This window comes from Ventrimonas faecis, from assembly GCF_040096075.1.
Lineage (GTDB): Bacteria > Bacillota > Clostridia > Lachnospirales > Lachnospiraceae > Brotaphodocola > Brotaphodocola faecis.
This window is the reverse complement of record NZ_JBBMFJ010000005.1, coordinates 1-20109: the sequence shown is the minus strand read 5'-3', so window position 1 is coordinate 20109 and position 20109 is coordinate 1. Positions and strand designations below refer to the sequence as shown.

General features: G+C 49.9%; 16 protein-coding genes, 6 tRNA genes and 2 pseudogenes. 4 read left to right on the top strand and 20 right to left on the bottom strand.

What is annotated here, in order from left to right; genetic code table 11:
* Positions 1-60: 60 nt before the first annotated feature.
* From WMO41_RS03840 to ispE, 7 genes and pseudogenes are all read right to left on the bottom strand, one after another.
* Entirely contained in the window at positions 61-1038 is a 978-nt protein-coding gene (locus WMO41_RS03840; protein ID WP_349228633.1) for an AEC family transporter, read from the bottom strand.
* 96 nt (positions 1039-1134) lie between these two features.
* Positions 1135-2271: a glycerate kinase family protein gene (locus tag WMO41_RS03835; protein WP_349228632.1), complete on the bottom strand. Its 1137-nt coding sequence runs from the start codon at positions 2269-2271 to the stop codon at positions 1135-1137.
* 126 nt (positions 2272-2397) lie between these two features.
* Positions 2398-3297, bottom strand: a complete 900-nt coding sequence (locus tag WMO41_RS03830) for a dihydrodipicolinate synthase family protein (protein ID WP_349228631.1) — start codon at positions 3295-3297, stop codon at positions 2398-2400.
* Between the two features lie 104 nt (positions 3298-3401).
* Positions 3402-4319, bottom strand: a pseudogene (gene garR, locus WMO41_RS03825) (2-hydroxy-3-oxopropionate reductase); the annotation flags it as partial.
* Between the two features lie 252 nt (positions 4320-4571).
* A complete protein-coding gene (locus tag WMO41_RS03820) occupies positions 4572-6500 on the bottom strand; it encodes a PrpR N-terminal domain-containing protein (RefSeq protein WP_349228630.1) in 1929 nt (642 codons plus the stop codon).
* A gap of 130 nt (positions 6501-6630) precedes the next feature.
* A complete protein-coding gene (locus WMO41_RS03815) occupies positions 6631-7305 on the bottom strand; it encodes a GntR family transcriptional regulator (RefSeq protein ID WP_349228629.1) in 675 nt (224 codons plus the stop codon).
* Positions 7289-8203 (bottom strand): 4-(cytidine 5'-diphospho)-2-C-methyl-D-erythritol kinase, encoded by a 915-nt coding sequence (gene ispE, locus WMO41_RS03810; RefSeq protein WP_349228628.1) that lies wholly within the window; start codon positions 8201-8203, stop codon positions 7289-7291. The genes WMO41_RS03815 and ispE overlap by 17 nt, the downstream gene beginning before the upstream one ends.
* Positions 8204-8558: 355 nt before the next feature.
* On the opposite strand from ispE, the gene WMO41_RS03805 reads away from it, so the two are divergent.
* Together WMO41_RS03805 and WMO41_RS03800 are read left to right on the top strand one after the other, a co-directional pair.
* Positions 8559-8897, top strand: a complete 339-nt coding sequence (locus tag WMO41_RS03805) for a P-II family nitrogen regulator (protein ID WP_349228627.1) — start codon at positions 8559-8561, stop codon at positions 8895-8897.
* 166 nt (positions 8898-9063) lie between these two features.
* Positions 9064-10290, top strand: a pseudogene (locus WMO41_RS03800) (ammonium transporter); the annotation flags it as partial.
* A gap of 92 nt (positions 10291-10382) precedes the next feature.
* Here the strand turns inward: WMO41_RS03800 and WMO41_RS03795 are convergent.
* Positions 10383-11156, bottom strand: coding sequence for an enoyl-CoA hydratase/isomerase family protein (locus WMO41_RS03795; protein ID WP_349228626.1), 774 nt, complete (start codon positions 11154-11156; stop codon positions 10383-10385).
* A gap of 148 nt (positions 11157-11304) precedes the next feature.
* Here WMO41_RS03795 and WMO41_RS03790 point away from each other — a divergent pair, with 148 nt between their 5' ends.
* Together WMO41_RS03790 and WMO41_RS15900 are read left to right on the top strand one after the other, a co-directional pair.
* Positions 11305-11721 carry a helix-turn-helix transcriptional regulator gene (locus WMO41_RS03790; protein WP_349228625.1) on the top strand — a complete coding sequence of 139 codons (417 nt, stop codon included), beginning with the start codon at positions 11305-11307 and terminating at the stop codon, positions 11719-11721.
* A gap of 97 nt (positions 11722-11818) precedes the next feature.
* Positions 11819-11902, top strand: coding sequence for a putative holin-like toxin (locus WMO41_RS15900; RefSeq protein WP_350340412.1), 84 nt, complete (start codon positions 11819-11821; stop codon positions 11900-11902).
* Between the two features lie 525 nt (positions 11903-12427).
* Here WMO41_RS15900 and WMO41_RS03785 read toward each other — a convergent pair.
* The 12 genes from WMO41_RS03785 to WMO41_RS03730 all read right to left on the bottom strand — a co-directional run bounded on the left by WMO41_RS03785 (position 12428) and on the right by WMO41_RS03730 (position 20107).
* Positions 12428-12501: transfer RNA gene (locus WMO41_RS03785), tRNA-Arg, on the bottom strand.
* 182 nt (positions 12502-12683) lie between these two features.
* Positions 12684-13988 (bottom strand): DUF815 domain-containing protein, encoded by a 1305-nt coding sequence (locus tag WMO41_RS03780; RefSeq protein ID WP_177292697.1) that lies wholly within the window; start codon positions 13986-13988, stop codon positions 12684-12686.
* A gap of 139 nt (positions 13989-14127) precedes the next feature.
* On the bottom strand, positions 14128-14358 hold the full coding sequence (locus tag WMO41_RS03775; RefSeq protein ID WP_349228624.1) for an HPr family phosphocarrier protein: 231 nt from the start codon (positions 14356-14358) through the stop codon (positions 14128-14130).
* Between the two features lie 154 nt (positions 14359-14512).
* Complete coding sequence (locus WMO41_RS03770; protein WP_349228623.1) at positions 14513-16048, bottom strand: response regulator transcription factor; 1536 nt, start codon at positions 16046-16048, stop codon at positions 14513-14515.
* On the bottom strand, positions 16023-17741 hold the full coding sequence (locus WMO41_RS03765; RefSeq protein WP_349228622.1) for a sensor histidine kinase: 1719 nt from the start codon (positions 17739-17741) through the stop codon (positions 16023-16025). Before WMO41_RS03765 ends, WMO41_RS03770 begins: the two co-directional genes overlap by 26 nt.
* Complete coding sequence (locus WMO41_RS03760) at positions 17728-19032, bottom strand: ABC transporter substrate-binding protein (RefSeq protein WP_349228621.1); 1305 nt, start codon at positions 19030-19032, stop codon at positions 17728-17730. The genes WMO41_RS03765 and WMO41_RS03760 overlap by 14 nt, the downstream gene beginning before the upstream one ends.
* A gap of 41 nt (positions 19033-19073) precedes the next feature.
* Positions 19074-19535 carry a DUF3783 domain-containing protein gene (locus WMO41_RS03755; protein ID WP_349228620.1) on the bottom strand — a complete coding sequence of 154 codons (462 nt, stop codon included), beginning with the start codon at positions 19533-19535 and terminating at the stop codon, positions 19074-19076.
* Between the two features lie 78 nt (positions 19536-19613).
* Positions 19614-19699 (bottom strand) — tRNA-Leu (locus tag WMO41_RS03750).
* A 21-nt stretch (positions 19700-19720) separates the two neighbouring features.
* A tRNA-Val gene (locus tag WMO41_RS03745) sits at positions 19721-19793 on the bottom strand.
* 39 nt (positions 19794-19832) lie between these two features.
* A tRNA-Asp gene (locus tag WMO41_RS03740) sits at positions 19833-19906 on the bottom strand.
* A 28-nt stretch (positions 19907-19934) separates the two neighbouring features.
* Positions 19935-20008, bottom strand: a tRNA-Ile gene (locus WMO41_RS03735).
* A gap of 26 nt (positions 20009-20034) precedes the next feature.
* A tRNA-Asn gene (locus WMO41_RS03730) sits at positions 20035-20107 on the bottom strand.
* Between the last annotated feature and the right edge of the window lie 2 nt (positions 20108-20109).

The following is a 20109-nucleotide window of genomic DNA, read 5'->3' as shown; positions in this document are numbered from 1 at the left end:
CACAATTATAATAGATTCCCATTTTTTTAGCAACCGGAATAACTCTAGATTTTCTTTCACTTACCCCAGGATCATTGCCCATACCGGAATGGAGATCAGGGAGAGCAGCGTCGAAACGACGATACATTTGGTTGCAAAGGTATAATCGCAGCCGTATTTTGCTGCCAGAATTGCGGAGGTACTACCGGCCGGCATACCTGTGATCAGCAGGCATACACCAGTCAGGAACGGATCAATTCCTGCCAGGCGGCATCCTGCAAGCAGCAATGCCGGCAGAATCACCAGGCGCAGCGCCGAGATAAACAAGGTGTTGCTATCCAGCATACTGCGCAAAGACATTCCGGAGAACATCATGCCGATCAGTACCATGGTCATGGCTGTGGTACAGCCTCCAGCCGAGCGCACGCCTTTATCCAGCGCGCCGAGAAACACCTTTACAAGATCCGGCACCAGTGGAATGCCGCAGTTCAGCACGGCGTTGTACACCTGGTTTAGCGGAGCCTGAAAAATCATCAGTCCCAGTCCGATATAGACAGCCACAATGCATGGATGTACAACCAGCTTCTTCACCACGCTCTTCATGTCCGGGCTCTCCGTGAAACAGGCAATACCGGCGGACCACATCATAACGCGCATCGGAATGATGAAGATGGACGCGTACATCATGCCCTCCGCACCGTAAATTCCCTGCGCAATCGGCAGTCCCAGGAAACCGGAGTTGGAAACGATGGTGCAGTACTGCATGACACGCTTTACTTCCTTCGGCTTATGATTATACAGAACCTTGCTGAGGATATAGCATACCAACTGCACCAGCAGGGAAATTGCCAGAACCACAGCAAATTTTCTCAGAATTTCCAGATTGAACTCCATCCGGAAAGAATTGATGATATTGCAGGGCAGGAAAAAATACAGAACCAGATCCGTTAAGATTCCTTTGGCGTCATCCTTTAAAATTCCCGTACTCTTTAAAACTGCCCCTGCAGCCACCAAAAAAAACATCATGACCTGCAGAGTCCATAAGTTACTGATGTCCATTGTGTCTCTCCCTTCTTCCGTCGCTCTCATAAATATGGCCGGTCACTTGCTGACCGGCCACACAACAAAACCTGAATCGTTCAGTTTCCGTAATATTTATTTCATCTGCATGCCAACGCGGATCATGCGGAAGGTTCTGTCTGCAGCGTTTGCGTAAAGCTCCTCTGCGCGCTCCAGAGCCTCTTCAATATCCATGGCGCCATTGATGGTCGGAACAATACTCTCTACGCCAAACTCGTAGATCTTCTCTGCTCCATCGCCCATACCTCCTACGATGGCAACTGCCGGAACGCCCTTTGCCTTGCAGCGCATACCGATACCACTCGGTACCTTACCGAATGCGGACTGCCAGTCAATGCGGCCCTCACCGGTTACAACCAGATCGGTACCCTCTAACAGGCCGTTAAAGTCGATCAGATCCAGCACAGTCTCAATACCGGATTTTAAGTTTGCTTTTAAGAAACCGCAAAGAGCTGCACCCAGGCCGCCTGCTGCGCCTGCGCCTTCCTTATTCTCAACATCCATGCCCTTTGCACGCATCACTGCTGCATAGTTCTTCATGCCAGCTTCCAGACGGTCCAGAATCTCCGGAGTGCCGCCCTTCTGCTTGCCGAAGGTGTAGGTTGCGCCGTCCGGACCGGTTAACGGGTTGGTTACGTCGCACATAACGGTGATCTCAGCCTCAGCAACTGCCGGATGCAGACCGCTTACATCGATATCAGCAACCTTCTCCAGGTCAGAGCCAACACCGGTCAGCACATTGCCCTGCGCATCCAGAAAACGAACGCCCAGTGCGCTCATAGCGCCCATGCCGCCATCGTTGGTAGCGCTGCCGCCAATTGCGATGGAAAGCTTGCGGTAACCGTGATCCAGAGCGTCCTTAATCAGCTCGCCGGTGCCGTAGGTGGTGGTGTTTAACGGATTTCTCTTCTCGTTCGGAACCATCGGAAGTCCGGATGCTGCAGCCATCTCGATGATAGCGCAGTCGCCGTGGAACACACCGTAGGAAGCCTCGGTCTCCTCCATGAGCGGTCCATGAACTTTCACCTTGCGGTAGTCGCCCTTGGTTACTGCAATGACAGCGTCAACGGTTCCCTCACCGCCGTCTGCCACCGGAACACCAACGGTCTCGCAGCCCGGGAAAATGCGCTGTGCAGACTCGTTTAACAGTTTGATGATCTGGTCAGAAGATAAAGTTCCCTTGAAAGAATCGGAAGCAAACAGTAATTTCATAAATCCTCCTTCTACATGAGTGAATCAATGTTCGTTTGTTTCTATTTATTATAACAAAAGACGGACCGGCATTCCAGAAGAATCGCCGGTCCATCATCAATGCCGTAATTGGTATTCAGTTAAAGATTAGAGCAGGCCAGCCTTGGTCATCTCAGCTTTGATCTTGTCTAATACCGGACCTTCCGGAGTAGCCAGGTTCGGGGTGTACGGAAGACCGATGTTGCGGCCGCGTAAGTTAGCCATATCCTTTGCTGCTACCGGGAAGCTTGCGCCGTCCATGGACAGACGTACCGGGTTTAATTTGAACTGAGCCTCAAGGGAACCCTGAAGGTCACCGGCAACGTATTTGTTGTATACGTCGGTGATCAGCTCCGGCATGAAGTTTGCTGCAGTACATACACCACCAACTGCGCCGTGGCACATGGAAGCGTACAGCAGAGTATCTTTGCCGCCGAATACCTTGAAGTCTACGTCTCTGTTTCTGCGGATGAACTCAGAAGTCTGGGTGATGTCACCGCTGGTATCCTTCATACCTACGATGTTCGGAACCTCATGAGCCAGTCTCTCAACCAGGTTAGCGGACAGGGTGTAGCCTACACGTCCCGGGTTGTTGTAAAGCAGTACCGGAGTCTCCGGAATTGCGTCTGCGATTGCTTTGAAGTGAGTGAACAGCTCGGTCTCAGTTGGCTTTAAGAACATCGGCTGCAGAACAGATACGCTTGCTGCGCCGTTTGCTACTGCCATCTTTGCAAGACGGATGCACTTCTTAGTGCTGATCGCACCGATACCGAAGTATACCGGAACACGTCCAGCGGCCTGATCTACAACGATCTTTAAGCCTCTCTCCATCTCGTCCTCTTCTACTACATAGAACTCACCGTTGCTGCCGAATAACAGGATGCCGCTTACGCCGCCATCGATTACATAATCAACCTGGCTGCGGATTGCAGCTTCATCAATCAGCTCGTCTTTGTCGATCGGGGTGATCATCGGGACAACTACGCCCTTAATAAAATCTGTATTCATACTATCTCCTTCCAGCGCACATGACGCCTTATCTGAACGCTGCTGCCCACGGATCCGTAAGCAGCAGCGCATGATGACTTTTTAAATTATTTAATCTGGTAAAATTATTTAACGATGCTGGTACCAGAAATCTTCTCGTAGTACTTAACGATGCTGGAGTGATCGTCTTTGTCACAACCCTCAGATCTTAAGAACTGCATGATCTCCATCATCTCAGCGGTTAACGGAGCCGGGGAGCTGATAGCGTGAGCTGCGTTCAGAGCGTTGTTCAGGTCCTTGATGTGAAGCTCGATACGGAAGCCCGGCTTGTAGTTGCCAGCTAACATCATCGGAGCCTTAGCATCCATAACGGTAGATCCAGCCAGACCACCGCGGATTGCCTGGTATACTAACTCAGGATCGGTGCCTGCTTTCTTAGCGAAGGTCAGAGCCTCAGATACAGCTGCAATGTTGATTGCAACGATCATCTGGTTAGCCAGCTTAGCTACGTTACCGGAACCAAGGTCACCAACGTAAACTACAGAACCAGCCATAGCCATCAGCATGTCATAGTACTTGTCGAACAGCTCTTTCTTGCCACCGCACATAACGGAGATGGTACCGTCGATTGCCTTCGGCTCACCACCAGATACCGGGCAGTCCAACATCTCGATGCCGTGCTCAGCCAGCTCAGCGCCGATCTTCTTGCTCTCGGTTGGGTCGATGGAGCTCATGTCGATCAGGACAAGACCCTCTTTTGCACCCTCAACAACACCGTCTTTACCAAGAACTGCTGCTCTTACCTGCGGAGAGTTCGGAACCATGGTGATAACAACGTCTACCTTGGAAGCAAGGTCTTTGTTGCTCTCTGCTGCTGCTGCGCCGCAGGATACCAGGTCTGCTACTGCTTCTTTATTGAAATCAAAAACGGTCAGCTCGTGGCCTGCTTTAATCAGGTTCTTTGCCATCGGTCTGCCCATGATACCTAATCCGATAAATCCAATTTTCATTTTGAATTCCTCTCTTTCTTTAAAAAAAGTAAATCTTCTTTTGGTTTCCCTGACAGGATTTGTGCTCTCGCATTTCTCTCTGTCAGCTTATGTCTGCATTATAATCAAACGCTCCGCGCCAAACAATAGGCAGAATGTCCAAATTCAAGGTTTAAAATAATGCAAATGTGATATTTTTGCAATTTTATTTCACTTTTAATTCGTTTCATTTCATTTTTGTATCTTTTCGCATTCATTCACTATGCGGATCAAGGTTTCTTAACGCCTTTTGATCGCATTTTCTCATCAGTCTTTTTCGATTCCATATTTCTTCATATGCCGCCACAGCGTTGCTTTGCTGATGCCTAAGGCCTGGGCGGTCTTCTCGCGGCTGCCGCTATATTTATGCAGCAGTTCCCGGATCTTCACGGCCTCATCCGGCAGGATATCCGGCTTTTGTTCCTGTATACAGTCCGCTGCCTTTTCCTGCGTACTGCTGCGGCCCAGAATCCGCTCCGGATACAGCTCCTCTAACAGTCTGCGCACTGCCACCTCGTCAATGGAACGTTTTCCTGCCATCAGGATCAGGCGCTCGCAGAAGCTCTCGATCTGGAACAGGTTTCCCTTCCAGGGGTAATTCATAAGGATTTCCATGGCGCCTCTGGTCAGCACATGGTACCGGGAATAATGCTCACAGCAGTCATGAATCGTGTCCTCGATCTTATCCTGCAGATCTTCCCGGCGCTCCCGAAGCGGTGGGACAAACAATTCCAGCCCGGAAAGCAGATAATAAAGATCCGGACTGAGTTTGCCCTCTGCCATTAATTCCGACAGCGGATACCCTGTCGTAACCATGACCCGCACATCTACCTTGCGCAGGCTCGCGATATCCGTTCCGTGGCACACATGAAAGCGGACCAGCTGGTAAAGCCGGTACTGGTTTGCTGCTGTCAGTTTTTCCACATCCCGGATCAGCAGTGTTCCTCCCTGCACCTGCAGCACGGCTCCCCGGTTTCCAAAGATCATATCCTTCTGTTCTTCCCCGGATAAGCCCTCGCACGGCACATCCAGAAACGGGCCCTGGGCGCGGATACTGCTGTTGTGAATACTCTCCGCCAACATTCGTTTCTCTGTTCCCGGTTCCCCGATCAGCACCACCGGATGCTCCGAAAGCGCATACAGGTTTGCCTTGCGGATACATTCCTGCATGGCCTTGGACTTTTGCAGAATATCCTCAAACTGGACCAGCGGAGGAAGTACCCGGCTGTTTTCCCTTTTCTGGTTTCCCCTGGATTTTTCCGGTGTCACCGTCTTTTTCTTCATTTTATGGCAGGTGATAATCGCACCGTCTACCCGGGACTCATAGAGAACCGGTGCCAGCACTGCGAAAATAGGAGTTCCGCCCCACTCAAAAAACAGGGAATAGTCTTCGCCCTCTCCGAACACCCGGTTCCACGCTTCCTCCCCGATCATGGGAGCCGCCTTGCGAATGTTCTGGCCCTTCAGTTCTCCTTCCGTCTTTCCGATCATATCCTCCATCAACGGATTCACTGCCGTGATCACACCACTTCCATCCAGACGGATGACACCGCTGTAAGAGTAATCCAGAAGGGTTTCCAGCTGGGCCGCCGTTTTCTTCTCCACGTTCATGGCGTATTCCATGTTTTCCGCCGTGGAGAATGCCTGGCGCATGGAATCCTCGGTCATGGAAAGGAAGAGGGATGGCACACCTGCTTCCGTCGCGATGGAAACCGCCGTATCACCGCCAATTACCACATCCGCCCCGTCAGAAATAGCCCTGCGTACCGCCACCGGAAGTTCCGTCCCCTGATCCGCGAAATAAGTTTTCAGTTCAATATTATAAAGTTCATCAAAATAGGACATGTCGCAGAACATGTTGCGGAAGCCGACCACCGCAACCACCGGCTTCTCTTTCCCGGCAATCTGCTTCGCGCGCATGACAAGAAGCGCCATCTCCTGCGCTGTCAGTACAATCTCAACAACAGGCGTATCGGTGTACTGCTTGATGATGGATGCCTGCAGGCCGCGGGCAATGATAATGGTAGCCCCGTCCGCAATGGAACGGCGCGCCTCCATAACGGTATCCTCGGTGTGGATCACCCGCATTTCCTGGATCTCAAATTTTTTCTCCTGCAAAATGTTATGGGCCTGGTGGATCATCTCCTCCCTGGACACCAGAAGTGCTATCTTTCCCACGCGTTTTCCTCTTTTCATAAATCATAATTCTGGCAAAATTGTACCATATCCGGGCCGTTTCACGCAACCGGACATCCATTTTCAGACATGAAAAGAACCCGCAGGCAATTCGGAATCTGCCTTGCGGGTTCTGCGATTTCACTTTTCTTTACTGCTGCTCTTTGATATTCCGTGATACAGTAATCTCCTGATTATCAATATGCTCACGGATGGCTTTCTTGGCCTCTGCCACATGTCTGGAGCGGATGGCTTTCAGGATGTAGTCATGCTCCACTACCAGAATCTGGCGCTTGTCGGCGTCCTTGATGTACTCCAGGCGGTAGCGGTACATCTGCTCGCGCAGGTTATTTAAGATCTGAACCAGGCGGTTGTTGCCAGTTCCGTTGTAAATGATATCATGGTAATGCTCATCGGTCTCTGCAATGGTCATGGCATCGGCGCTCTGGATGGCTGTGCGGAATGCCTCCTGTGCCTCTTCCAGCTCTTTGATGTCGTCCTCGGTCATACGCTGGCAGGCAAGCTCAATGGCAAGCTCCTCCAGGGAACGGCGTACCTCCAGCACATCGCGCAGGCTCTTCTCGGAAATTTTTGCAACCTCAGCACCTTTACGCGGAATCATAAGAACCAGGCCCTCCAGCTCCAGTTTGCGGATGGCTTCACGGATTGGGGTACGGCTGACGCCCAGACGGTCTGCAAGCTGAATCTCCATCAGGCGCTCACCTGGCTCCAGCTCGCCCTTTAAAATTGCCTGGCGCAGGGTGTTGAACACAACATCGCGCAGCGGAAGATATTCATTCATATTTACCTTAAGCTTGTTTTCCATGATTTTTCTCCTCTTTCTGATTGTAAAAATTCGTTAAATACACCTGTTTCGCCAGTCCTTCCGACTCGCCGTAGCGCAGCTCCTCATAAGCTTCCTGCGCTACCTTTGGATTCGTGAAAAGTCCGAACACCGTCGGGCCGCTTCCGCTCATCAGGGAACCGATGGCACCGAATTCCAGCATTTTATCCTTGATTTTCTGAATAACCGGATACTCCTTTACGGTAACGGTTTCCAGCACATTACCCAGCTTTCCGGCAATGCCCTGCAGATCCTGATCCTGGATGGCCTGAATCATGCCGTCAATGTCCGGATGCTGTTCCGGCTTAAGGTCATTGGCATGGAGATTTTCATATACAAATTTCGTAGAAACATTGATTCCCGGCTTTGCCACCAGCACCTGACACTGGGGTACCGGAGGAAGCTTCGTCAGCACCTCGCCGATGCCCTCGGAAAGGGCAGTTCCTCTTAAGATACAATAAGGAACATCCGCGCCGATCTTCACGCCACGCTCCATCAGTTCTTCCGTGGTCAGGCCAAGGCGGAACATCTTATTCACGCCAAACAGAACCGCCGCCGCGTCACTGCTGCCGCCCGCCATACCGGCCGCCACCGGGATGAACTTGCGCAGGCGGATCAGAAGTCCCTCCTGAACCTGAAATTCATCCATCAGAAGCTTGGCTGCTTTGTAAACCAGGTTATTTTCATTGGTAGGAAGATAATACAGGTTTGTTTCCACCTGAATTCCCGGCTCCTCTTTCCGGATCAGATCGACCCGGTCGAAAATGCCGACCGTCTGCATGATCATGCGCACATCGTGATAGCCATCTTCGCGTCTGCGCAGTACATCAAGTCCCAGATTGATCTTGCCATATGCCTTGAGGCTCAAATGCTTTATCATTGTTTTTCTCCGATTGTATTTTCGTGTTACATTGTATACAGTATATTATAGTGCGAGTTCTTAAAATCTGCAAGGAATTTTGGCATTCTTTTCGCTTTTGTAACATTTTGACAAAAGTATGTTAAGATGGCGCAAAAAAATATAATTGACATTCAAAAAAACTTTGCCTATAATAAGGCACATATTTATTTCGTATATCGCAGATGCAAGAACAAAGGCGTTCCGGTGAATCACTGGAGCGCCCTTTTTTTACGTATCAGTACACTTCTCTAATATAAAAACTTTGTTCTCCCCCCTGTATCTGCGGTATAGGAAATAAATACATATCCCCATTACAGTTAAGGAGGCTGGTTGTATGAAAAAGCTGGAAATCATCATCAAACCCGAAAAGCTGGAAGACTTAAAAGGAATTCTGGACAGCTGTGGCGCCCATGGTCTTATGATCAGTAACATTATGGGTTACGGCACGCAGAAGGGCTACACGCAAATGTACCGCGGTACCAAATACACGGTCAATCTTCTCCCAAAGGTGAAGGTAGAAACCGTTGTTGCTGAGGATATTGTAGAAGCGATCATCAGCAAGGTAACCGAACAGATCACCACCGGTAATTACGGTGATGGTAAGATTTTCCTCTACGATGTACAGGATGCTGTACGAATCCGTACCGGCGAGCGCGGCAATGAAGCACTCTAACATCCTCGCATTCTGCTGATCCCCCACTTCTGGCAGAACGCATTCGTATCAAATTTCATACAGACCAGTGATTATCGAAGGAGATAACGGCCCCCCACCCTTATCTCCTTCTTCTATTATGTAGAGAGAGAACATCTGGCCTGTAACATACAAGGAGGTCACGATTATGGAAAATATCTTAAGTGAAGTATTTGGCATCTGGTTTCTGATCGGTGCGTCGTTCGTATTCTTCATGCAGGCTGGTTTCGCTATGGTAGAGACCGGTTTCACCCGGGCAAAAAACGCCGGCAACATCATCATGAAGAACCTCATGGATTTCTGTATCGGAACTGTCGTATTTATGTTCCTTGGCTTTGGAATTTTACTCGGTGAGGATGCGCTGGGCGGCTTCATTGGAATCCCGACCCTCGGCATCATCACCGATTACGCGCATTTTGACTGGTCTAACTTCGTATTCAACCTGGTGTTCTGCGCTACCACCGCTACCATCGTTTCCGGTGCCATGGCAGAGCGTACCAATTTCTTATCTTACTGTATTTATTCCGGCATCATTTCTGCCGTTGTTTATCCGATTGAAGCACACTGGATCTGGGGCGGCGGCTGGCTCTCTCAGATGGGCTTCCATGATTTCGCAGGTTCCTGTGCCATCCATATGGTAGGCGGCTTCAGCGCACTGATCGGTGCCTGGATGGAGGGCCCGCGTCTTGGCAAATACAATAAAGACGGCACCCCGAACGCAATTCCGGGACATAACGTTGTCATCGGTGCCCTAGGCTGCTTCATCCTCTGGTTTGGCTGGTACGGCTTCAATGGTGCTGCCGCAACCAACGGCCCGCAGCTGGCTTCTATCTTTGCAACTACCACCATTGCACCGGCTATCGCAACTGTTACCTGTATGATCTTCACCTGGGTAAAATATGGCAAACCGGATGTTTCTATGTGTCTGAACGCTTCCCTGGCTGGCCTGGTCGGCATCACCGCAGGCTGTGACACCATGGATGCCATGGGTGCTTTCTTCGTAGGTGTCGTTTCCGGACTTCTGGTATGCTTCGGCGTCTGGTTCTGTGATTATGTAATCCGCGTCGATGACCCGGTAGGTGCTGTAGCCGTTCACTTCTGCAACGGCCTGTGGGGCACCATCGCAGTCGGCCTCTTCGCCACCACCTCTGCACCGTCCTGCGAGATCAACGGACTGTTCTACGGCGGCGGCGTTCACCAACTCCTGTTACAGCTCACCGGTGTCGGCTCCGTCCTCCTTTGGACCGGCGTGACCATGTTTATTGTCTTCAAGCTCATTGACAAGATTTTCGGACTCCGCGTCACCGATCAGGAGCAGTTAGACGGACTGGATATCCATGAACACGGCATGAACGCGTACTATGGATTCCGCATTGACAAATAAAAATTTATTCCCGTACAGAAAATGCCAGGTGGCGTCAATTCAGCGCCCCTGGCATTTTCGTTACTTTATAATATTGCTATATCCTACCGGAACTTCGCCGCTCTCTTCTCCTTAAACGAGTTAAATCCTTCAATCTGGTCCGGTGTGCCGAAGCATGCAGCCATATAGCCCAGCTCGATGTTCTTTCCGATGTCGATATCCATATCCGCACCGGCGTTGACGGCAGCCTTCACCAGAGAAATAGCCGACGCGGAATTATCCGCAATCTGTTTTGCCATCGCATAAACCTCATCCATCAGCTGTTCCGGCTCCGTTACATGATTCAGAATTCCAAGCTCCAGCGCATCTGCTGCGGTCAGCATTTTTCCAGTAAACAGAATTTCTTTTGCCTTGTTCATGCCAATGCATTTTGGAAGGCGCTGTGTACCATTGAAGCCCGGAACAATGCCGAGGGTTACCTCCGGGAGACGGAATTTTGCCTTGCTGCAGGCAAAGCGGATATCCGTGCAAAGAACGAACTCAAAGCCGCCGCCAAACGCATAACCATTCACAGCCGCAATGGTCGGCTTGGTCATCAGTTCAATCTTGCGGAAAATCTCCACACCCTTTCGGGAATAATTCACAATGTCCAGTCCCACACAGCCATCCATCTCCTTGATGTCCGCGCCGGCAATAAAGGATTTACCCTCGCCGGTAAAGACAACTACGCGCACCTCATCATCCGCGATCACGTCGTCCACTGCAGCATCCAGATCAGCCAGCACCTCGCTGTTGAGCGCGTTCAGCGCCTCCGGACGGTGAAATGTGATGGTTGCGATTCCATCCTTCTTATCCAGCAAAACGTACTTTAAACTCATATCCATTCTCCTCCTGCTATCTCCTTGCTACGATATTAGTATATATCAAATTTAATTTGATTCCAATACTGAAATCAAATTTTTTTTACTTTTAGTTAAAAAAAAATAAAATTATATTGTATTATATGAAGTAGAGGAGGTATTGATTATGACCGATATAGAACAGAAAAAAATTTTCGCAAAAAATCTTTTAACTCTTTTAGAAAAAAACGGAAAAACTCAAAGAGAAGTTGCTGATTCTATTTCCGTTTCACCACAAACGTTTAATACTTGGTGTCAGGGAATTGCTTTACCTCGTATGGGAAAAATTCAGAAATTAGCTGATTACTTTAATGTAGATAAGACATTTTTAATTGATCCAGAACCTCTTTCAGAAGCATCCGACGCCCCCTACTACCTCAACGATGAGACCCGCCAGATTGCCCAGGAAGCTTTTGAGAACCCGGAGCTCCGCACGCTCTTCCATGTGGCCAGAGACATTCCACCGGAACGCCTGAAGGCGCACATCGAATTTATGAAGAGCCTGAAAGCTCAGGAAAAGGACGATCCAGACGAACCGTGCTAATCCGGTCAGCACATTGACAACGTAATACACTTAACCGGGCAGCCAGTAGAGCGGCCATGGCTTTCCCGCCCTGAGTCTTGGAAGGGAGTGATGCCTTATGAGTACATATGAGGAATTACAGCTTATCGTATCTGTAGCAACACTGATCGTGGCAATCCTTACTTATACCCATAAAAAATAGCCGTCCTGCCCTGGTAAGCTGACGACTATTTTTTAGTTCAACATTCGCCAGGACGGGGAGCCTTCACCTCCCTTACTGGCTGTCTTGTTAAGTGTATTATAAGTCAATTTAACTTATTTGTCAAATTCGATTAAAGAAGAACGATATGAATAACCCACTGCTGACAGAAGCCATCGGAGTATACTTCCTGGACATGGATACCGCCGCGGAGAACTGACCGCCCTGCAGTGGAGCAATTTTGATTTTACCCGCAATACCCTTTCCATCACCAAGAGCACCAGCCAGATCAATGGCAAGGCTGTCACAAAGGAAACAAAAACCGAATCTTCCAACCGGATTATTTCGGTTCCGGCAAGCGTCATGGAAATTGCTTCCGATGCCCTGGAAAATCTTCTTTCGGTGAAGCCCAAAAGCACCGAAAATGAGCCCGAAAAAACGTTAGTCAAATGTTAGTCAGGACGAAAAAAGGCACCCTCCGAAGAGGATACCTTTTTCATTTTTCCCTTAAAATAAGGGATTCTGATACGTGCGCGAGAAGATTCGAACTCCCGACACCTTGGTCCGTAGCCAAGTGCTCTATCCAGCTGAGCTACGCACACATATTATTTAGTTTGTTGAGCTCTTGTTCGCTGCAACGATGTATATGATACCGTAGATTTCCCATTTTGTCAACACTTTTTTTAAACTTTTTTTTAATTTTTTTCGTATTTTTCTGCAGGGCCGAAAAATGGCTTAACTACGCCATTCTTCAGCCCTGCACTGTTTGATTTCCAGATGATTTTTATACGGTTCCCAGCAGATAATTGATAAACTGCTGCGCAGTACGTCCGGAAATTCCGCCGTGACTTAACTCCCACTTGTTGGCTTCCGCACGAAGCTCGTCGTCGGACATGGTAAGGCCTGCGCGGTGTGCCAGCTCTACCACAATGTTGAAGTACTCCTTCTGGGACGGCTTGGAGTAGTTGATGGTCACGCCGAAACGGTTTACCAGAGACAGCTTCTCCTCCATGGTGTCGGAGCGGTGCATGCCGTTCTGGCTCTCCACATCGTCGCGGTCGCTCCAGTTCTCCTTGATCAGGTGTCTGCGGTTGGAGGTTGCGTAGATCAGGATGTTGTCCGGCTTGGTCTCCACGCCGCCCTCAATGACTGCCTTTAAGAACTTGTACTCAATCTCAAACTCCTCGAAAGACAGATCATCCATATAAATGATGAAACGGTAGTTGCGGTTCTTGATCTGGGCGATCACAGCAGACAGATCCTTAAACTGGTGTTTGTAGATCTCAATCATGCGCAGGCCCTGATCATAAAACTCGTTGACGATAGCCTTGATGCTGGTGGACTTACCGGTACCGCTGTCACCGAACAGCAGCACGTTGTTGGCTTTCTTGCCTTCCACGAAGGCAAGAGTATTGTCAACCAGCTTTTTCTTCTGAATCTCGTAACCGATGAGATCATCCAGCATAACGGCATCCATGTTGTTGATGGCGCAGAAGTTCACGCCGCCATCCTCTCTGGACTGGATACGGAATGCCTTGTTGAGACCGAACATGCCAACACCATACGCCTTGTAAAAACCGGTCACCGCATCGAAAAATTCATCCTCATCTGCTGCTGCCGCCAGCTTCTCGCTTAACATCCGCACCTTCTCGCTGACGTTTTTATTGTACATCAGCTCCTTCTTGCCAATAGCCTTGTAGTTTGACAGGCGGGTAAAGCAGTCAATGCCCAGGTACTCTTCCAGCGCGCTGAAATCATAATGGAACAGCTCCATAAATGCCTTGAAATCACTTTTCGCAAAATAATTGACACTTCCTTCATTCGCGCCAACCTTCTCGCAGGTGATGCTGAAGGGATTCTCGTTGGTGATCAGCAGGAAGGTCAGGTAATTCTGCCATAAGTTCTTATCAAACGCATAATCCGTTGCCACCTGAAGCAAGTGCTTGATCTGGGTAAAGGTTCTGGTAACCAGCTCCTCCTTTGTCTGGCTCTTGTCGTCCGCCTTGCGGATGATGTCGGCCAGCTCCATCAGAATGGTATCCTTCGGCATATCGCCGTAGATCAGCAACCGTGAAACAATCTTATACATTTCATTTCTCCTCATCTTTCTTCTTGTAAGTAACGTAATTATATGGATTCTACCACAATTTTCCGCAAAATAAAAGACAGAATAGCCGAAGCTACTCTGTCTGGTATGGGGGAACAAATAAATTGAAAGTCTCCTGAAGTTATGCTGCCTTGTACTTCTCGATGTTGTGGAAAAGCTCGCTGCAGTCATTGCTGTAAATCTTTAAATTTACAGTCTGGTTGAAGCCAAGATTCATAATTCCCAGCAGGGATTTTGCGTCTACCACAACACTTCCGCGGCAGAGATCCATGTCAAACGGATACTGCTCTACAGTCTTTACAAAATCAAGTACCTCATCCGGGTTACGGAATGTCAGATTCATCTCTCTCATAAAAATCACTCCTTCTAAATCTGATTTAAAATCTAATATAGTCAATCTGTATGATGTCATCTTCTTTATGTTGACATTATTCTACCATTTTCGTCAGAAATGCAAAGAGGAAATTTTTAAAAAAGGAGTAACTATTTAAGGTGTTATTCCTTTGTCAATGATTCTGTTTCCGAAACTGTGCCGGAAGCATGCCAACCTCTTCCTTAAATACCTTACTCATATACTTTGGATCGGAATATCCAACCATTTCCGCGATCTGGTTCAGCTTCAGTCCGGAGTGCAGAAGCAGCTCTTTGATCCGCTCAATGCGCATTTTCCGCACGGTCTCCGTAAAGGACATGCCCGTTTCTTTTTTGATCAGCATACTTAAATATTCATCCGTTACGCAGAGGCGCTCTGCCAGCTCCTCCAGGGTGATGCCCTGATTGTAATAGGTCTCGATCATGGACAATGCCCGCTTCACCAGCAGGCTGACGCTCTCCGGCTGCTCCTGCGTTCCGGTGATCTCATCATAGAAACTCTGCATCAGCTCGCGGATACGCTGCCAGGAAATGGCCTGGGACAGCTCCCCCACAATATGACGCATGGAGATGTTGTCCGTCACCCGTCCCATGGAATCTGACACCGTGATCATGGCCACCACCAGCCTTGTCCAGGCCTCACGGATCTCATCCGGATGATGAGGCTCCTCTACACAATATGCAATGGTCTGCTCCAGTATGCGGTCGTAGGCCTCCCGGTCCCGCTTTACCACCGCCTGCTTTAACTGGGACTCCAGATCCAGAGAGTATTTTAACGGCACTGTCCGGGCGGCACTGAGCTCCTCCTCCGTCATCAGCCTGCCCTCCGGGAAACACAATTTCCACATCCGGGCCTCCTCCAGCTTCTCAAAACCAGAAGCAAGCTCCGTCAGTCCCTGACAAACGGTCCAGCCAAAGATCGGCGGATGCTCCAGATTGCTGTAGGCCGATGGAACCACCAGCTTTTCACACCAGCTGCGGATCTTTTCCGGATCCTTCATATTGTAAAAGATGACCACAATAGACCGGTGGCGCACCGTAGTCAGCATGCAGACTGAATACTCGCTTCCCGTGTTCAGATATGGCTCTAAAAAACGCTCTGCCGGTTCGTAATAGCCATCATAATAATCACTTAAGTAAGCCATCAGAATGCCAAAGGTACCGTGACTGTTAAGACCATAGGTATTTTCCGCATAGGCCTCCAGTTCCTCATCCACCGTCAGTTCCGCCAGGAGCGCAGACCGGAAGATCTGCTCTAAGGATAACAGTTTCTCCTGAATCTTGCGGGTACCCGCTTCCTGCTTTAGAGAGGCGCTGACTGCCCCCAGAGTCTTTTTCAGTTCGTCAATCTTGATGGGCTTTAACAGATAATTTTCAATGCCAAGCTCAATGGCGCGCTTTGCGTAGGAAAAGTCCGAATAGGCTGTCAGTACCACTGCCTTTCCGGTAAATCCGGTCTCCCGCAGCTTCTCCAGCATCGTCAGGCCATCCATCTCCGGCATCTCAATATCCATGATCACCAGATCCGGCTGCTCAGCCAGAATCTGCTGATATCCTTCCAGACCGTCCTTGGCCGAACCCACAACCTCATATTCCGGATCCAGCTTCGGCAGCATCTTCACCAGACCGTTCCGGATTGATTTTTCATCTTCCACTATGATTATCTTCATTCTGACCACCTCCCCGCACCGCGCGGATAAACAAATGCACACTGGTTCCCTGGCCTTCCCGGCTCTCAAAATACATCTCATGGTCATCACTATAATAGAGTTCCAGGCGCTTTCTTACATTCGCCACACCCACATGATGCCCGTCGCTGCTGTTCTTATTGTTTAACTCCTCTACAAGGTCCGGTGGAATACCGCAGCCATTGTCCCGGATCCGGATATAAAACTGCTCTCCGGCAAGCTTCATAGATATTTCGATCCGGCAGGGCCTGCTCATCCGGCGAAACCCGTGGTTGATGGCATTCTCCACAAAGGGCTGCAAAAGAAGCTTGTGAATCCGGTATCCCATAAGTTTCTCCGGCACATCCGTGACCACGCTGAGCGGCTGGTCCAGCTTCTCTTTCTGCAGCATAATATAGCGGTCCAGCCACGACAATTCCTGGCCGATGCTCACCATATCCCCCGGATTCCGGATGGAGTAGCGCAGGATATCTGCCAGTGCGCCCACCATATTGCTGATCTCAAATTCATCGTGTTCCAGCGCCTTCCAGTTGATCGTGTCCAGTGTATTGTACAGAAAATGTGGGTCAATCTGGGCCTCCATGGCCTGCAGCTCCGCGTTTTTCTGGTCCACCGTGGACTGCTTCACCGTCTCTACCAGCTGCTTTAGCTGGCCTGACATCTCATTAAAGCCTGCCGCAATGCGTTCTACTTCATTGGTCGGATGTTCCACGCCGGGAATCTGAACATCAAAATCACCATTTTCAATTTCCGACATGGCATACACCAGCCGGCCCACCAGATCCAGCACCGGCCTGGTCATGAGGGTGATCAGCATCATCGACAGCAGCGTCAGTGCCACCAGTGACCCCAGGCCAATCCCGATATTGGCTTTTACCAGCTGGTCATACCGCACCTTAGAATAAAAATGGTACACATCCCAGCCGGTTTTATCATTCCTTGTCTCCAGCACCCGGTAGCCGCGCTGCGGCTTTAAAGAAATGCTGGTTCCGATCTCTGCCGGATCCGCGGCCGCGATGATCTGGTCCGCTTCACAGACATACACCGTGGATTTGTCACTGACCTGGATATCCTCCCACAGCACAGACTGATCCACGCTGAGAATCACCGTACCGATCTGGCGGTTCATGTTCCGGTAATCTGCCAGACGCCTGGCCAGCTGAAGCATATGGACCGGCCGGTTCTCTGTTTCCAGCACATAAGAACTCCCCCGGTACACCGCCATCTGATCCTGCATATCCACTGCCGGAATCCGGTTTGCCCATTTTGTAGAGACAAAGGAGGCAGCCTCCTTATCATAAAAGCAGATTGTACCAGATTCCGTGATCAGGGTAATTCCCTCCACTCCGGCATTCCGGTTGCAGATGTGGGCCAGACTGCGGCGGATCTGATATTTCACCGCGTCAGAAGGCTTCTCTGACTCATTGATTTCCTCCACCAGCTCTATGATCTCATCATTGGTACAGAAATCATAAAGCACCATGTCATACTTGTCCATAACCATCTGCAGCGTATGGTTGGCGGTATTCAGTTCTCCCTCCAGCTCCCGCTGCAGGTTATTCTTCATGGTCCGCCAAGTCTGCGCCTGAAGATAAAGGGAAAAGCAAAGAATCGGAATAATCAGTACCACAGCCAGAAAAAAAATCATGGACCGAAGACTTCTACTCTTTTTCATAGTTTTCCCTCCTGATCCGGCTAATCCGTTCGGAAAGCTGCTCTAACTCATCCGGCGCATCCTGCCCCAGGATCACCCGGTTAATGCTCTTTGCAATTTCCATGGAAAGAGAAGGCCAGTATGCTTTCATTTCCCTGAGCTTCGCCTGCTCCAGATAATTCCAGTAATCCTTTTTAGCCGGATCGTCCTGGATCTGCTTTTTTAAAAGATCCCTGCGGGCCGCCAGATACCCCATGCTGTCCAGGCATTCCTCTGCCTGCTCCGCCTGTTCCATAAACCGCACAAACTCTCTTGCAATCTCTTCGTGTTCCCTGCAGGTCACCGTAAGCACCTCGCCTCCGCTGATCGTAATGGAATTCTCCCCACAAGGCAGCTTTGCCACGGCAAAATTCAAATTGGGATTTTTCTCCCGGATCTCATTTTCATAACTGGAGGTCATAAACGCCATGGCAATGTTTTCATTCGCAAACTCCCACACAATATCAGAGATCGTCATATTGACATTATCTTCGCTGAGAGCACCGTTTTCCGCAAGCTGCTTTAAAAAGCCAAAGGCCGCTTTTCCTGCCGGAGAATCAATCTGGGCAAGGCTTCCTCCATAGTTCCAGAGAATTGGCAGAAAACAGTAGCTGCTCTCCTCACTCTGCAGCGCCGGAAACGCGCAGCCCGACACCCGATCTGAGGTAACCGCCTCCGCGGCCGTCACAAACTCCTCCAGCGTTTTCGGTGGCTTTACCCCCGCCTGCTTTAAAATATCTTCATTATAATAAAAAATCAGGCAGTTTAACCCCAGCGGAAGCCCTACGATCCGCCCATCCTTGGTACGGCAGCTGATCAGCGCCCTCGAAAGATAATCCTCTTCCCGGATCTCCGTTGACAGATCCTCCAGAATCCCGACTTTATCATAGTACTGAATATCGGAGGAATCCACAACGGCCAGATCTGGCTGCTCGCCCTCAGATGCCGCCAGCACCAGACGCTTCTTGAAGTCCTCGTCGGCAATATAGTTTGCCTGGATTTCAATATCTTCATGCGTCTCATTGAATTCCCGGATCAGCTTTGCCAGGCACTGTCTGGAGTCTTCCCGGTCCCAGTAATGCCAGAGCTGCAAAACCGTCTTTTCCTGCGGTTTCGGCGTTTCGGCCGGCGCACAGGCCGTCAGAGCCGCCATACTGAAAAGCAGGAATGTTAACGCCGCCCGTTTCACGCGGCCCCACCCCGTTTTCTGACTCGCGCAGCCCGTCCCGTTCCCGTTTTCCAGATTCCGGTGCTGTTTTTCCCTGTCACACATTCTCATGTCACGCCTTTCTTTTTCTGCCGTACATTCTCATGTTATGCCTTTCCCTGCTCTTTCTCCATCTGTTTCATGCGCTCATGTTCTTCTTTGATTTCTTCATACAGATGATAGAAGGTCCAGCCGGCATTACTCTCCGTCACAATCGCCTTCAGTTCCACCTTCGGTACTCCGGCCTTTCGAAGTCCCAGCAGAAGTTCGTCGATCCGGCGGCCGGTAAAACCATGCATCACCAGCATCTCCTCCGGAATGACAGGAAGTACACCTGCATCCGATTCTGTTTCTTCAGCGTTCCGTGCCGCATCTGGCGCTGTCTCCTGCTCCGCACGCTTATAGCCGGAAATCCCCGCAAGCGCTCCCACGGTTTCTGTCACCTGCTCCGGTGCCACATTGCGGATACGCACTCCCATACGCACCAATACTCCTTTTAATTTCATCACCTTGGATGAAGCTTCCGGATTATAATAAAGAACCAGTTCCTGTCCTGCTTTTCTGATCATATCTCTCTGCCTCCTGTTCTGTATACAGCGTAACAAAAAAAGGTATCTCTGTAAATACAGAAATACCTTTTCACGTAATGCCGCAGGCCGGAATCGAACCGGCACGGGAGATTAGTCCCGCAGGATTTTAAGTCCTGTGCGTCTGCCAGTTCCGCCACTGCGGCATCTATGGCTGACTCGCCAAATGGGGCCTATAGGGCTCGAACCTATGACCCTCTGCTTGTAAGGCAGATGCTCTCCCAGCTGAGCTAAGACCCCTTTTACAATATGAAATTGTAATGATCTGTAAAAGATCAGCGACCCGGATGGGGTTCGAACCCACGACCTCCGCCGTGACAGGGCGGCGCTCTAACCAGCTGAGCCACCAGGCCAAAATATAAATGAAGTTGGAATTGAAAATGGACCTTCAGGGACTCGAACCCAGGACCGACCGGTTATGAGCCGGTTGCTCTAACCAACTGAGCTAAAGGTCCGAAACCTTGAGGCCCTTTCAGACCAGCTCCCCGAGTAGGACTTGAACCTACGACAGCGCGGTTAACAGCCGCGTGCTCTACCGACTGAGCTATCGAGGAAT

Coding starts and splice junctions, on each gene's coding strand:
- WMO41_RS03815 (WP_349228629.1), bottom strand. CDS start 7,305: ATGGAAAACAAGCTTAAGGTAAATATGAATGAATATCTTCCGCTGCGC.
- WMO41_RS03805 (WP_349228627.1), top strand. CDS start 8,559: ATGAAAAAGCTGGAAATCATCATCAAACCCGAAAAGCTGGAAGACTTA.
- WMO41_RS03760 (WP_349228621.1), bottom strand. CDS start 19,032: ATGTGTGACAGGGAAAAACAGCACCGGAATCTGGAAAACGGGAACGGG.
- WMO41_RS03770 (WP_349228623.1), bottom strand. CDS start 16,048: ATGAAGATAATCATAGTGGAAGATGAAAAATCAATCCGGAACGGTCTG.
- ispE (WP_349228628.1), bottom strand. CDS start 8,203: ATGATAAAGCATTTGAGCCTCAAGGCATATGGCAAGATCAATCTGGGA.
- WMO41_RS03780 (WP_177292697.1), bottom strand. CDS start 13,988: ATGTATAAGATTGTTTCACGGTTGCTGATCTACGGCGATATGCCGAAG.
- WMO41_RS03820 (WP_349228630.1), bottom strand. CDS start 6,500: ATGAAAAGAGGAAAACGCGTGGGAAAGATAGCACTTCTGGTGTCCAGG.
- WMO41_RS15900 (WP_350340412.1), top strand. CDS start 11,819: ATGAGTACATATGAGGAATTACAGCTTATCGTATCTGTAGCAACACTG.
- WMO41_RS03755 (WP_349228620.1), bottom strand. CDS start 19,535: ATGATCAGAAAAGCAGGACAGGAACTGGTTCTTTATTATAATCCGGAA.
- WMO41_RS03795 (WP_349228626.1), bottom strand. CDS start 11,156: ATGAGTTTAAAGTACGTTTTGCTGGATAAGAAGGATGGAATCGCAACC.
- WMO41_RS03830 (WP_349228631.1), bottom strand. CDS start 3,297: ATGAATACAGATTTTATTAAGGGCGTAGTTGTCCCGATGATCACCCCG.
- WMO41_RS03835 (WP_349228632.1), bottom strand. CDS start 2,271: ATGAAATTACTGTTTGCTTCCGATTCTTTCAAGGGAACTTTATCTTCT.
- WMO41_RS03775 (WP_349228624.1), bottom strand. CDS start 14,358: ATGAGAGAGATGAATCTGACATTCCGTAACCCGGATGAGGTACTTGAT.
- WMO41_RS03765 (WP_349228622.1), bottom strand. CDS start 17,741: ATGAAAAAGAGTAGAAGTCTTCGGTCCATGATTTTTTTTCTGGCTGTG.
- WMO41_RS03840 (WP_349228633.1), bottom strand. CDS start 1,038: ATGGACATCAGTAACTTATGGACTCTGCAGGTCATGATGTTTTTTTTG.
- WMO41_RS03790 (WP_349228625.1), top strand. CDS start 11,305: ATGACCGATATAGAACAGAAAAAAATTTTCGCAAAAAATCTTTTAACT.